Source organism: Corallibacter sp., assembly GCF_048381695.1.
GTDB lineage: Bacteria > Bacteroidota > Bacteroidia > Flavobacteriales > Flavobacteriaceae > Corallibacter > Corallibacter vietnamensis.
In genome coordinates this window covers 91,654-104,685 of record NZ_JBLXHI010000002.1, presented here as the reverse complement: position 1 = coordinate 104,685, position 13,032 = coordinate 91,654, and the positions used below count along the sequence as shown (strand labels likewise).

Annotated in this window: 14 protein-coding genes; 2 read left to right on the top strand and 12 right to left on the bottom strand. The window is 31.9% G+C overall.

Features of this window, described 5'->3' with window-relative positions; all coding sequences use genetic code 11:
• Positions 1–77 precede the first annotated feature (77 nt).
• Complete coding sequence (locus tag ACN5J3_RS04260) at positions 78–878, top strand: class I SAM-dependent methyltransferase (protein WP_418508421.1); 801 nt, start codon at positions 78–80, stop codon at positions 876–878.
• On the opposite strand, the gene msrA is transcribed toward ACN5J3_RS04260, so the two are convergent.
• The 3 genes from msrA to ACN5J3_RS04245 all read right to left on the bottom strand — a co-directional run bounded on the left by msrA (position 875) and on the right by ACN5J3_RS04245 (position 3,536).
• Entirely contained in the window at positions 875–1,531 is a 657-nt protein-coding gene (gene msrA / locus ACN5J3_RS04255) for a peptide-methionine (S)-S-oxide reductase MsrA (protein WP_418508420.1), read from the bottom strand. The two genes, ACN5J3_RS04260 and msrA, sit on opposite strands and share 4 nt — an antisense overlap.
• A gap of 127 nt (positions 1,532–1,658) precedes the next feature.
• Positions 1,659–2,438: a zinc ribbon domain-containing protein gene (locus ACN5J3_RS04250; protein ID WP_417290258.1), complete on the bottom strand. Its 780-nt coding sequence runs from the start codon at positions 2,436–2,438 to the stop codon at positions 1,659–1,661.
• A 3-nt stretch (positions 2,439–2,441) separates the two neighbouring features.
• Complete coding sequence (locus ACN5J3_RS04245) at positions 2,442–3,536, bottom strand: Nif3-like dinuclear metal center hexameric protein (RefSeq protein WP_418511153.1); 1,095 nt, start codon at positions 3,534–3,536, stop codon at positions 2,442–2,444.
• Positions 3,537–3,681: 145 nt separating this feature from the next.
• On the opposite strand from ACN5J3_RS04245, the gene lpxK reads away from it, so the two are divergent.
• Positions 3,682–4,695, top strand: coding sequence for a tetraacyldisaccharide 4'-kinase (lpxK, locus tag ACN5J3_RS04240; protein WP_418510886.1), 1,014 nt, complete (start codon positions 3,682–3,684; stop codon positions 4,693–4,695).
• Here lpxK and ACN5J3_RS04235 read toward each other — a convergent pair.
• The 9 genes from ACN5J3_RS04235 to ACN5J3_RS04195 form a co-directional block, all read right to left on the bottom strand.
• Positions 4,692–6,920, bottom strand: a complete 2,229-nt coding sequence (locus tag ACN5J3_RS04235; RefSeq protein WP_418510885.1) for an ATP-binding protein — start codon at positions 6,918–6,920, stop codon at positions 4,692–4,694. The genes lpxK and ACN5J3_RS04235 overlap by 4 nt on opposite strands.
• Before the next feature lie 31 nt (positions 6,921–6,951).
• The gene (gene gap, locus ACN5J3_RS04230; protein ID WP_418510884.1) at positions 6,952–7,965 is read right to left on the bottom strand and encodes a type I glyceraldehyde-3-phosphate dehydrogenase; all 1,014 of its coding nucleotides are present in this window, start codon (positions 7,963–7,965) and stop codon (positions 6,952–6,954) included.
• Positions 7,965–8,837: a lipoyl synthase gene (gene lipA / locus ACN5J3_RS04225; RefSeq protein WP_417290254.1), complete on the bottom strand. Its 873-nt coding sequence runs from the start codon at positions 8,835–8,837 to the stop codon at positions 7,965–7,967. Before lipA ends, gap begins: the two co-directional genes overlap by 1 nt.
• A gap of 63 nt (positions 8,838–8,900) precedes the next feature.
• Positions 8,901–9,638, bottom strand: coding sequence for a glycosyltransferase family 2 protein (locus ACN5J3_RS04220; RefSeq protein ID WP_418510883.1), 738 nt, complete (start codon positions 9,636–9,638; stop codon positions 8,901–8,903).
• Entirely contained in the window at positions 9,635–10,195 is a 561-nt protein-coding gene (locus ACN5J3_RS04215) for an RNA polymerase sigma factor (RefSeq protein WP_418510882.1), read from the bottom strand. The genes ACN5J3_RS04220 and ACN5J3_RS04215 overlap by 4 nt, the downstream gene beginning before the upstream one ends.
• Positions 10,186–11,298: a glycosyltransferase gene (locus tag ACN5J3_RS04210; RefSeq protein WP_418510881.1), complete on the bottom strand. Its 1,113-nt coding sequence runs from the start codon at positions 11,296–11,298 to the stop codon at positions 10,186–10,188. The genes ACN5J3_RS04215 and ACN5J3_RS04210 overlap by 10 nt, the downstream gene beginning before the upstream one ends.
• 6 nt (positions 11,299–11,304) lie before the next feature.
• Positions 11,305–11,508 carry a membrane or secreted protein gene (locus ACN5J3_RS04205; protein ID WP_344725937.1) on the bottom strand — a complete coding sequence of 68 codons (204 nt, stop codon included), beginning with the start codon at positions 11,506–11,508 and terminating at the stop codon, positions 11,305–11,307.
• A 159-nt stretch (positions 11,509–11,667) separates the two neighbouring features.
• Positions 11,668–12,471, bottom strand: a complete 804-nt coding sequence (locus tag ACN5J3_RS04200) for an anti-sigma factor domain-containing protein (RefSeq protein ID WP_418510880.1) — start codon at positions 12,469–12,471, stop codon at positions 11,668–11,670.
• Positions 12,464–13,012, bottom strand: a complete 549-nt coding sequence (locus ACN5J3_RS04195; RefSeq protein WP_417290249.1) for an RNA polymerase sigma factor — start codon at positions 13,010–13,012, stop codon at positions 12,464–12,466. The genes ACN5J3_RS04200 and ACN5J3_RS04195 overlap by 8 nt, the downstream gene beginning before the upstream one ends.
• Positions 13,013–13,032 lie beyond the last annotated feature (20 nt).

Below are 13,032 nucleotides of genomic sequence, written 5' to 3'. Positions count from 1 at the left end.
TAGACGCAGATTGCGGGATATTTTTATACTTTATTTACGATTGTAATTCGTATTTTGGATGTCATTATTTAGATATTATGAAAGATTTAACAACTTATTTTGAAACAAATAAAGCTACGTGGAATGAAAAAGTAAAGGCGCATTCACAAAGTACTATGTACGATTTAGAAGTTTTTAAAAAAGGAAAAAGCTCATTAATGCCTTATGAGACGAAGGCTTTGGGAGATGTTTCAGGAAAGTCGCTATTGCATTTGCAGTGTCATTTTGGTCAGGATACATTAAGTTGGAGTAGAGCAGGAGCTAAATGTACAGGAGTAGATTTAAGCGATGAAGGTATTAAGTTGGCTAAATCACTTAATAGTGAATTGCAATTAGATGCTGAATTTGTGTGTTGTAATGTTTTAGATACTTCTAAACACGTAACTGACATGTTTGATGTTGTTTTTACAAGTTATGGCGTTATAGGTTGGTTGCCAGATTTAAAGCCTTGGGGACAAATGATTGCTGAACGGCTTAAACCTGGAGGTACTTTTTATATGGTTGAGTTTCATCCTATTGTTTGGATGTTTGATTATTTAGATAATAAGCCGGTTATGAAATATGGTTATATGCAAGATGAGGTTATTTATGAAGAGTATGAAGGAACTTATGCAGATACAAACTCAAAAATGATAAGTAAAGAGTATGGATGGAACCACGGTTTAAGCGAGGTTATTAATGCATTAGCACAAGCAGGATTACATATTGAATATTTAAATGAATACGATGAGAGTCCTTATGATGTGTTACCTGATTTAGTAAAAACTAAATCAGGTATGTATGCTACAAAAGACAAATTGTATCCGTTAATTTTTGAAATAAAAGCAAAAAAGTTTTAATGGTTTTCCTTTAAAAGCTCTGGGAATTTTCTTTTAAAACGATTTATTCTTGGGATAGATACGTTTTGGATGTAAGAATTTTCAGGGTGCAAACGCTCATAGTTTTGGTGGTAATCCTCGGCTTTCCAAAACTTTTGAAACGGATAAATTTCAGCTGCTATTTTAGCATTCAATTTTTTAGCTAATGCCGCTTTTTTTGTTTCTATAATTTGTTTTTGCTCATCGTTTTGATAAAAAATAATAGAACGGTATTGCGAACCTATATCATTGCCTTGTCCGTTAACTTGTGTTGGGTTTTGCGATCCAAAATACACGTCTACTAATGTTGAAAAGCTTACTATGTTTGGGTCATAGATAACTTCAACGGCTTCGGCATGTCCTGTTCGTCCGGTGTTACTAGCTTCATAAGTTGGGTTTTTTGTATGACCGCCAGAATAACCTGAAATAACTTCGCTTACACCTTTTACGCTTTCATAAATAGCTTCAACGCACCAAAAGCATCCGCTTGCAAAATAAGCACGGGCTTTACCTTTTTGAATAGGCACTTCAACAGGTTCGGCATTAATAATTGCTAATTGTTTAGGGCTTGTTTGAGCAGTGTTATTGCAACTAAATAATAAACTGATAATAAGTAATGGAATGACTTTTTGCATGGTTTAATTTTTTAATGTAGTCGGTAATAGCGGTAAAACCTTAAGGATAATATGCTAAAATTATATTAAATAAAAAAGCCCTTACAAGAATGTAAAGGCTTTTTGATGCGTTATAACAGTTTTGCAATTATAGTTTTGCAAACAATTTTTCCATTTTTTCTTTTTGTTCTTCAGCAAGTGCTTCATCAACTAGAATACGACCACTGTGCTCATCAGTAATAATTTTTTTACGTGATGCAATTTCCATTTGAACTTGTGGTGGAATTGTAAAGAATGATCCTCCAGAAGCACCTCTTTCAATTGGTACGACAGCTAAACCATTTTTAACATTGGTACGAATTCTTGTGTAAGCAGCTACTAAACGCTCTTCTATTGAGGTTTTGTAATCTTCAGATTTCTTGATAAGGGCTTGCTCCTCTTTTTCAGTTTCAGCTAAAATAGCATCTAATTCACCTTTTTTGTGTTTAAGGTGAGTTTCACGCTCTTTTAAACGGTCTTTAGTTTGAGAGATAACTTCTTTCTTTTGTTCAATTTGTGCTTTAAACTCTTTAATGTGTTTTTCAGCTAATTGAATTTCTAACTCTTGAAATTCTATTTCTTTAGTGATAGAGTTATATTCTCTGTTATTACGAACATTTTTTTGTTGTTCGCTATATTTTTTAATTAATGCTTTAGCTTCTTCAATAAGATTTTTCTTTGAGCTAATATCATTGTTTATAGTCTCTAAACTAGATTCAAGTTTTTCTAGTCTAGTGTTTAGTCCAGCAACTTCATCTTCTAAATCACGAACTTCTAAAGGAAGTTCTCCGCGAACATTTCTTATTTCATCGATACGAGAATCGATAAGTTGTAAATCGTATAAAGCTCTTAAACGCTCTTCTACAGATACTTCTTTCTTTTTTGCCATACTTTAAAAATACTTTACAGGATTGGTATTGGTCTTTGATAAAACGACTGCAAAATTAGTAATTTTTTTTGTAAGATACGCTACTAAAAGGTTTTTTGTGAACTGCTCACTTTCATAATGCCCTATATCTGCCAAAACTATTTGGTTTTCTGCACTGAAAAAGTCATGATATTTTAAATCGGCAGTAATGTAAATATCAGCATTTAAGGCTTTTGCATTAGGAATGGCAAAGCTGCCAGAACCACCTAAAACCGCTACTTTTTTTATAGGTTTGTCAAGTAGTTTTGAGTGTCTTATACAATCTGTTTGCATTTTATTTTTAAGATGTTTAAAAAAATCAATTTCAGACATCGAATTTTTTAATTCACCTATCATGCCCATACCAATATGCTGGTTTGTGTTTTCAAGTGTAGTGATTTCGTAAGCAACCTCTTCGTAAGAGTGCGTTTTAAATAGTGTTTTTAAAATGATGCTTTCTAGATGTTTTGGGAATGTAACCGAAATTTGCGTTTCTGGTTCGTGTTGCGTTTCACCTTTTTTCCCAATAGTTGGATTAGAGTTTTCATTACCATTAAATGTTCCAATGCCATTAACATTAAAGCTACAGTTGTTGTAATTACCAATACTGCCTGCGCCAACATTAAAAAGAGCTTCGCGAAGCGTTTCGGCTTCTTTTTCAGGTACAAACGTGACTAGTTTTTTTATGGTTTGTGATTGCGGAATTAAAATGGCTCTGTTTGTTAAGCCAAGTTGCTCACATATCATATTGTTAACGCCTTTGTTAGAATTGTCTAAAGCTGTATGTATGGCATAGATCGCGATATCATGTTTTATGGCTTTCATAACAACACGCTCTACATAGGTTTTTCCAGTAAGTTTTTTCAGCCCTTTAAAAACAATAGGGTGAAAGCTTACAATAAGATTACAGTTGGTTTCTATGGCTTCGTCAACAACACTTTCTAGCGTGTCAAGTGTTACTAAAACTCCAGTGATTTTTTGTTTTTTATCACCAACCAATAACCCAACATTGTCAAAACCTTCAGCGTAGCTTGTTGGTGAAAGTTCTTCTAAATAATTTATAACATCATTTACAATCATAGTCATTCATGTATTTGTTCAAAACTACACATTTTTTCATTGACATAAGATGAGATTTTGCCTATTATGTTGTTTGATAGTTGTGTTATCTTGAATGATATAATTATTATCTTGCCACTCAATTAATAATCATTTGTAATTTATTTTGAAGTTTCTACGATATATATTATTTCCTGTTGTTCCTATTTATTATGCCATTACTTGGTTAAGAAATGTTATATATGATAAAGGATTAAAACCTTCTGCATCGTATGATTTTCCTGTGATATGTGTTGGTAATTTAAGTGTTGGTGGTACAGGAAAAACGCCTATGATAGAATACTTGATTAGATTATTACAATATGATTATAAACTGGCAACTTTAAGCCGAGGATATAAACGTGAAACCGAAGGTTTTAAGCTTGCAAATCATTTAGATTCAGCTAAAACTTTAGGAGATGAGCCTTTTCAGTTTTATAGTAAGTTTAAAAATACAGTCTTGGTAGCTGTAGATTCTGATAGACAAAACGGAATACAACAATTAAAATCTCAAAGTCCTACTCCAGAAATTGTTTTGCTTGATGATGCCTTTCAGCATAGAAAAGTAAAAGCGGGATTATATATTTTACTTACTACTTATGATAAATTATACTGTGATGATATTGTGTTGCCAACAGGCGATTTAAGAGAGCCAAAACAAGGCGCAAAGCGAGCGCAAATAATAGTGGTTACAAAATGTCCGAGTACATTACAGGAAGCAGAAAAGGCGCAGATTGTAAAACGATTGAAACCAGAAGCTCACCAAGAAGTGTTTTTTAGTAGTATAGGATATGCCGATAATATTGTTTCTTCTGATGGCGTAGAAAAGCCAATAGCAACATTAAATACATTTACACTTATAACAGGTATTGCAAATCCAAAGCCGTTGATAGACTTTTTACAGTTACAAGGGTTACAATTTAATCACCTTAATTTTAAAGACCATTATGCTTTTACTGAAAATGATATTAAATCATTTGAAAAACTATCTTGTATAGTTACTACAGAAAAAGATTTTATGCGTCTTAAACAGTATGATTCTCTTAAAGATATATTATACTATTTGCCTATTGAAACTGAAATGAATGAGCAGGATAAAATGCAGTTTGATACTTTAGTGAAAAAGTTTGTAAAGCGTTAAGCCGAGGTAGTTTTGTTATTATCTATTAGGGCATTGTACAGTTTTTTCTCGAAGTCTTCTTGCTTAAACGGTTTAGAGATAATGTCATCAAAACCAGCTTCGTCAAACTCTTGCATTTTATCTTCAAGTGTAACTGCTGTTAAGGCAAATATGGTTATCTCTTTATTGAATGTTCTAATGATTTTAGTTGCTTCTAGTCCGCTAATTCCTGGCATATGAATATCCATTAAAATAACATCGTAGTTTTGGGTTTTAACCATGTCTACGGCTTCTTCACCATTATCTACAACCTCACAATAAAGTTTCATTTTATTAAGGATTTTCTTGGTAATCATTTGATTGATTTTATTATCCTCAACAACTAGAATCTTAATGTTGCTTAACTCAAGCTCATTAATATCTTTAAAGTATTCTTCTTTTTTCTGTTTTTCTACTTCTTCTGAATATTTCAATGGAATTTCAAAAATAAATTTAGACCCTTTACCTAATTCACTTTCTAGGTATATTTTTCCTTTTAAAATTTCAATCAATCCTTTTACAATAGATAAACCTAAACCAGTACCACCGTACTTTCTGTTTATTTGTATGGAGCCTTGAGAGAAACTTTCAAAAAGAAGTTTTTGTTTTTCTTGACTGATACCAATACCGTTGTCTTCAATTTCAAATCTAACTGTATAGATATCGTCCTTTTTTTCTAGTTTGTATGCTCTTACCCAAATATCACCATCTTTAGTAAACTTAATTGAATTTCCTACTAGGTTGATTAAAATTTGAGATATTTTAAGTTGATCTGCCATAAAGTTTTTAGGCAAATCATTGTCGTAGCTTAAATGAATTTGAATGTTGTTATCTAGTGCAGAATTGTTTAATGCAGCTATAACATTCGTCATTTTTTTCTTCAGATTAAAAACTTCAGGTTCAACTTCTACTTTGTTGGCTTCTATTTTATTGATTTGAAGAATATCATTAATAAAAGTGAGTAAATAATCTCCAGAAAATTTTAAAGATTTTAAATGTTGAACTTGACTAGGTTTAGGGTCCTCATCTAGCAACATACTGGTTAATCCTGTTACAGCATAAAGTGGCGTTCTTAATTCATGTGTTACTGTAGAAAGAAAATTTGCTTTTGTTTTTGAAGCTAATTCTGCTTTTTCTTTTGCTATAATTAATTCGCCATTTTTTTTGTGTAACATATTGTTGGTTTTTAACCTTATGTTATTGTTTTTATATAGCGATAGTGTTAGTAATGATAGTATGGTTATTAAGGCAATACTTAATATTGTTGTAAGCTTGCTTAAACTTATTTCTTCTTTCTTTTCTTCTAGGTCAGCGGCTTGTTCCTTTTGGTATTCGGTTTGGTTATCTATCAAAAACTGAATGCGTTTCTCTTGAGATAAATTGTTTCTTTTTAAGGTAATTAAAGAATCTGTTAACTCGGTATGCTTAAGTAAATATTCATGAGCTTTTTGATAATTTCCAGCTTTGTAATTTAAGTCGCTTAATACACGATAGCCATTGTTTAATACGTTGTTAAATTGATTGTCCTTGGCTATATTAAGACCTCTGGTAGCTGTGCTTAAGCCTTCGTCAACGTTTTCTACATTTCCTAATGCTTGGCCTTTATTTATTAAAGCACTACTTAAAATTTTATTTAAATCATACCTGTTGGCTAAAGCAATAGATTTGTCCAGTTGAATTCGTGCATGTCTATTGTCTTTTAAGGCAATGTAAGTTTTTCCTTCGTAGAGTAGAACTTCGGCAACGAATTCGTCAAGGTCTTCTTGTTCAAATAAAGATTTAGATGATTTGTAATAGTCTAAAGCTTGTTTGAAATCTTTTTTGCTAGAATAAACATTTCCTAATGTTTTATAGGTTTCAGCAAGGTTTATGTCATCTTTTGCAAAACGCTGAACTTCATTGGCTTTGATAAGTGATTTTATAGCTTCATCTAGCTCTTCAAAAATATAGTAAAGTTTTCCAATTTTTGAATAGATGATTCCAATGCTTTTTTTGTTGTCTATTTTTTCAGCAAGTTTTAAAGCTTCTTCTAATTTTTTTTGAGCATTAAAATAGTCGCTATTGTCCATGTCGCTTTGCGCTTGGTCAATGCGGTAATCAATGCTTATTTGAATAGCTTCAGGATCATCTTGAATAGAGTCTTGTGCTGAAGTATTAAAGCTTATAAGCAGTAATATGGCAAATATGTAGTTTTTTACTTGGGACATATCAAGTCGCTATTGCCAACAAATATAATTATTAATTCGATAAAAGTGATTCTTTGTTCGATAAATCGTTTATTAAATCTATGATTCTCTGCGAATAAGCAGTTTCATTATCGTACCATCCTATTATTTTTACCATATTGCCAATTACAGAAGTCATTTCAGAATCAAAAATACATGAGTGTCTGTTTCCTACAATATCTATTGATACAATAGGATCTTCGGTGTATTCTATTATATTTTTATAAGTGGTTTTTGCAGTTTCTTTAAATGCGTTGTTAACATCCTCTATACTTACCGTTTTACTTACGTTAAATGTAATGTCTGTTAGAGATCCATTAGCCACAGGAACGCGAATGCCACAGCCACCTATAACATTTGATAGATTAGGGAAAATTTTGGTTAATGCTTTGGCTGCTCCCGTTGTTGTTGGTACTATAGATTGTCCTGCCGCTCTTGCACGTCGTAAATCACGATGTGGTTGGTCATGCAAGCTTTGATCTGTAGTGTAAGAGTGTACAGTTGTAATATAGGCTTCGTTTACACCACAAAGTTTGTTAATAACATCAATCATAGGTGCGGCATTGTTGGTTGTGCAGGATGCATTAGAAACAATGGTTTCATCGCCTTTTAATAGATGGTCGTTTACGCCAAGAACGATGGTTTTTATTGAGTCGTCTAGCGGTGGTACGCTCAAAATAACACGTTTGGCACCGTTAGTTACATGAGACTCTAATTCTTGTAATGTTTTGAATTTTCCAGTAGATTCTATAACAAAGTCTACGTTTAGAGGTTTCCAGTTGCAATCTGAAGGGCTTTTAAAATGAAAAAGCGGTATGCTTTTACTGTCAACTATAATATGATTTTCATCAAAAGAAATAGGTTTGTTTAAAATACCATGTATGCTATCGTATTTTAAAAGATGACTTAAGGTTTTAGAATCGGCTAAATCATTAATGGCAACTACTTGAATGTTTTTGTGCTCTTGAAGTAATCTAAAAACACGACGGCCTATTCTGCCAAAGCCGTTTATAGCTACAGTAATCATTAATTAATGTGTTTTTGAGCTTTGTAAGATGATCTTACAAGAGCGCTACTTTCTACATGACGAAAGCCTAAATCTAAACCTATTTGTTTGTATTCTTCAAATTGGTCTGGTAAAATAAATTGTTTTACAGGTAGGTGTTTTTTACTTGGTTGTAAGTATTGACCAATTGTAACTACATCTACATCATGTTCTTTTAAATCGTGAAGGGTTTGTATAACTTCTTCACGAGTTTCTCCTAAACCTAACATGATTCCAGATTTTGTACGACGTTGTCCTTGTTGCTTTAGGTATTTTAATACTCCTAAACTTCTGTCGTATTTTGCTTGAATACGAACCTCTCTTGTTAGTCTACGAACGGTTTCTATATTGTGTGATACTACTTCAGGAGCAACATCTATAATTCTATCTATATGTCTTTCTATGCCTTGAAAATCAGGAATAAGAGTTTCCATAGTTGTTTCAGGGTTCATTCTTCTTACGGCTTTTACGGTTTCAGCCCACATAATGCTACCCATATCTTTTAAATCATCTCTGTCAACACTTGTTAGAACAGCATGCTTTATTTTCATGATTTTTATAGATCGCGCTACTTTTTCTGGTTCATCCCAATCTACTGTTTCAGGTCTTCCTGTTTTTACACCACAAAACCCACATGATCTGGTGCAAACATTTCCTAAAATCATAAATGTAGCGGTTCCTTCTCCCCAGCATTCTCCCATGTTAGGGCAGCTTCCAGAAGTACATATTGTGTTAAGTTTATATTTGTCTACTAATCCACGTAATTCGGTATACTTTTTACCTGTAGGTAGTTTTACTCTTAACCATTTTGGTTTTCTTTCTGGTAAAATGTTTGAAGCTGTTTCTGTATTCATATGCATATTTTTCCTCTGCAAAGATACAAAAGATAAGTTGTATAAAAGAGTGATTAAGTTGCTTTAAGGAATGATTTTAAAAAGGTGCTTTTTTGCTAGTTTAAACTTTTTGTCTATGTGCTTTTTACCTTCAGTATATTCAGCACCCCAGCGATTTACTATGTTTATTTTGCTCATGCGTTTCATGTACTTTAGATGTTTTCTGTAAAGATATTTTTTACTTAAGTATTTGAAGTGTAAAAGTTTGAATTCGAATAAGATGTCTTGATTGCCTGATGTATAAAATTCTGGATCGCAAGAATGCGCGCCATAATCAAAGTTTATGTTTTTAACTTTTTTAGGGCTAAAAATGATTGTTTTATCAAACCTGTAATTTCTTACACCGTATTTTACTTGGTCTAATAAAGAGATTTTGTAGTCTTTTGGGAATTTTTTTGAGAACATTTCATAGCCTATTACACTACATATTGCAGGTTTTTGTTCTTCTAGAAGTTTTAATTTTTCGGGAAGGTTTTCTGCGTACAAAAACTCATCCATATCACAAACTATTACATAGTCAGCATCACTTTCTTTCCAACAGTTGTTTTTTATGTCTGTTTGGATGTCTTCTCTGTAAAGGTTAGGTTCTCCAAAGTTTTTAATTTTTACATCAGGATATTCATTGGTAATGATTTCAATAGAATCATCGGTACTATTGTTGTTTAAGACAGTTATTTCTGTGCAAAAGTTAGAATAATAATTAAGCGTGTGTCTAATCATTAAAGATTCATTAAAACACAGTATGTAGGCACTAATTTTCATATTGAATGATTATTTGTTTTTTGAATAATTTCAGATAGTAATTTTTTAGCTCGTAATAATTTTACCTTAACATTGTTTATTGGTTCGTCAAGCTCTTTTGAAATTTCTTTATAGCTTAACTCTTGAAAATATCTTAAGTTTATAATTTTTTGGTAGTGAGGCTTTAACTTCTTTATGTCACGAAGTAGTTTGGCTAAATTTTGTTCTGTTATAATTTTATCTTCTGGAGTAGGTGACTCATCTAATATTTGATTAAAAGAAGAATCATCATTAGATATGGTTTGAGAAAGGTGTTTTTTTTCTTTTCTAACAAGGTCTATATGAATGTTTTTTGAAATGGTTATTAACCAAGTTTTAAAAGTATATGCCTCATTAAAAGTATCTATTTTATCAAAAGCTTTAGAAAATGCTTGAATGGTTACATCTTCAGCGTCGTTTTCGTTTTTTATGCGTTTTAATTGAAACCCATATACATCGTCCCAAAATGTATCTAATAAATAATTAAATGCTTTTTGATCATTTTGTTTTGCCTTTTTTATGGCGTCTTTTATTTCCAATGTGTGGGTTTTGAGAATAGGTTTATGATAAAGATAGTTAATTGAGAGCCAATTAAAAAAAGTTCTAATATAGGAAGTAAGAAAATTAAATCTTGTTCATTCAGTTTTTTTGCTGAAAATCCTATGGATAGAAATTGAGCGATAAATCGTAAAGCAATTAATGCAACTACTACGTTTATAAAGCTTTGAGATACAATTAATGTTACAGATAATATCCAGAATAACAACTGCGATATATAAAAAAGCCCTAATAAAAATTTATGTGCTTTTTTATAATGATTTGCAGCAGTAATATGTCGTCTCTTTTGTTTTATCCAGCTAGCAAAAGTGGTTTTAGGATTTGAAGTTGTAAAGCTTTCTTTTGTAACACAAATAGCAGTGTTTTTTGAGTTCCCTACTTGATTTACAAATAAGTCATCGTCTCCAGATCTTATATGCATATGCCCCATAAAACCATTGGCTTTAAAAAAAGCATCTTTAGTATAAGCTAGATTTCTACCAACACCCATATACGGCATCCCTAGTTTAGCAAAAGCCATATACTGTGTAGCGGTAAGAAGTGTCTCAAAGCGTACTAGCTTATTTAGTATAGAGTTCTTAACTTTAGAATAAGCACCATATCCTAAAACAATACTTTTGTTGTTATTAAAATGAGATACCATATCTGATATCCAATGTTTTGATACAGGTTTGCAATCAGCGTCAGTAAATAGTAAAATGTTGTGCTTGGCAGCTTTAATGCCTAGTGTGAGAGCATATTTTTTGTTTGCCCAAAATGCTTCGTTATTTTTTACGTTTACTATTTTTATTGAATCATTTGTATTAGCAAAGTCTTCCATAACCTCTAGTGTATCATCAATAGAGGCATCGTTAATTAATACAATTTGATAGCTTGCGTAATCTTGATTTAAAATGTAAGGTAAAAAAGCTCTTAAATTAGTTGCTTCATTTTTAGCGCAAATAATTACAGATACAGGGAGGTTTTCTTTTGTTTGTTTTTTTTCTTTGGAAAAAGCAAATTTCCCAAAGACAAACAAATAAAACATAACTTGAATACTAACAACACCAGCAAAGATGTAGCAAACTATTTCAAGAATGTTCATGTATGCTTACGAATGTTGAGGTTCGTTGCAGTTGCTAAATTGGTCAGGTGTTTTACCACAAAAGCCACAAGCTTCACCGCTTTTATTAAGCATTGGGTTCTGGCTAGCGCATGTACCGGCAAATTCTCCGTCTTTTTTTGCCCAGATTTTTATGGCAATTCCTGCGATTCCTAATCCTAATAGAATTAATGTGATTAAAAGAAGTTTCATGAGTTTATTTTTCTTTCTTTTCTAATTATTACAAGGCGTTATTAATGTGGTGCCTGTAATTTTTTACAAAGGTAGCCATTTTTACTTAAAAACACGTACAACAAAGCCTCACTTTATAAAATGCAAAGTGAGGCTTTGAGCGTGTAAATAAACTATTGTTTATTTATTTTTTTGAAAGCTAATTTCAGCAACAGCGTTTTCTTTTGAGCTGTTATTTATTTTGCTTCCTTTTTCTTCAATGGTAATACTTAAGCCTAATGCGTTTTCGGTGTAAGGTATTTCCATTAGTTTTCTGTCAGTTTCGCTTAAAATACCAAGATTTACCATTTTGTCTTGTACTTCAGCCCAAATTTGATAGCATTGTTCTTCTGGTAGTTGCGGTAGAGAAACCACATCTATCATAGATTTTTTTTCTTTTGGATTTATGTAAGCGACTGTTTTAAGGTTTTTAGCTCTATTGTTTCCGTTTATGATATACTTTTCAGTTTCAGGATTGTTAAGCTGTTTAAACTGACGCATGATATCGTCCAATTTTTTGTTTTGAGAATCAATATCGCTTCTTAAATCAAAAATTTCATCTACTACTTTTTGATTTTCTAAATTAAGACTTTGTTTTTGGGTGTATAAAAACAAAGTTGTTCCTGCAAATATAAAAGCGGCAATACTAGCAGCAATACTGTAGTTAGTCCATTTTTTTTGCTTTGTTTCAGGATTTAAACTTAAAACAGGAGTTTCTTCATCAAGCGCATCAAAAATGTTGTTTAAGATGTCTTTAGGAGCTTCAACAGCATCACGTTTTGCAACAATTTCTAAATTGTGCTGTAGTGTGTTGTAGGCATTCTGTACTTCTGGGTATTTAGATATATAGGTTTCTACCATTTCAGTTTCAGCAGTGGTAGTGCTACCTAATAGATACTTGTCTAGAAGGTCAGAATTTAAAAATGTATTTATTTTATCATTCATGACTTTTTAATTCTGGGTCGTAAATTTTTTTCAGTTCACGTAATCCAATTTTTAATCTTGATTTTATTGTACCTAGCGGAATTTCTAGTTCGTCGCTAGCTTCTTGTTGTGTCATGCCTTCAAAAAAGAGGGCATTAATAACTATTTGATATTTCTCGTCTAACGTCTTTAAGTGCGTTTTAATGTCTAATACATCTTGGTTTAAACCTTGTGATGTTAACTTATATACGTTTGAAGTTTCAATTTGGACTTCTTTACTTGTTTTATTTGACTGATAACGAACTTTATCGATGGCTGTGTTGTAAGCAATTCTGTACAACCAAGTAAACAATTTTGCTTTTTCAGGGTTGTAAGATTTAGATTTTTTCCAAACTTTAATAAAGGTTTCTTGCAAGGCATCTTGCGCCAAGCTTTCATCTGTTAAAACCTTTGAGATTACACCAAATAAGGCGTCAGCATAGTTTTCATACAGTAATGAAATGGCTTTTTTATCACTTTTCTGTAATAAGCCAACAATTTGTTTTTCAATTGGTGTACTCAAATTTGTTGATTAGTTTGGTT

Coding starts and splice junctions, on each gene's coding strand:
- ACN5J3_RS04260 (WP_418508421.1), top strand. CDS start 78: ATGAAAGATTTAACAACTTATTTTGAAACAAATAAAGCTACGTGGAAT.
- msrA (WP_418508420.1), bottom strand. CDS start 1,531: ATGCAAAAAGTCATTCCATTACTTATTATCAGTTTATTATTTAGTTGC.
- ACN5J3_RS04250 (WP_417290258.1), bottom strand. CDS start 2,438: ATGGCAAAAAAGAAAGAAGTATCTGTAGAAGAGCGTTTAAGAGCTTTA.
- ACN5J3_RS04245 (WP_418511153.1), bottom strand. CDS start 3,536: ATGATTGTAAATGATGTTATAAATTATTTAGAAGAACTTTCACCAACA.
- ACN5J3_RS04235 (WP_418510885.1), bottom strand. CDS start 6,920: ATGTCCCAAGTAAAAAACTACATATTTGCCATATTACTGCTTATAAGC.
- gap (WP_418510884.1), bottom strand. CDS start 7,965: ATGATTACTGTAGCTATAAACGGCTTTGGCAGAATAGGCCGTCGTGTT.
- lipA (WP_417290254.1), bottom strand. CDS start 8,837: ATGAATACAGAAACAGCTTCAAACATTTTACCAGAAAGAAAACCAAAA.
- ACN5J3_RS04220 (WP_418510883.1), bottom strand. CDS start 9,638: ATGAAAATTAGTGCCTACATACTGTGTTTTAATGAATCTTTAATGATT.
- ACN5J3_RS04210 (WP_418510881.1), bottom strand. CDS start 11,298: ATGAACATTCTTGAAATAGTTTGCTACATCTTTGCTGGTGTTGTTAGT.
- ACN5J3_RS04205 (WP_344725937.1), bottom strand. CDS start 11,508: ATGAAACTTCTTTTAATCACATTAATTCTATTAGGATTAGGAATCGCA.
- ACN5J3_RS04200 (WP_418510880.1), bottom strand. CDS start 12,471: ATGAATGATAAAATAAATACATTTTTAAATTCTGACCTTCTAGACAAG.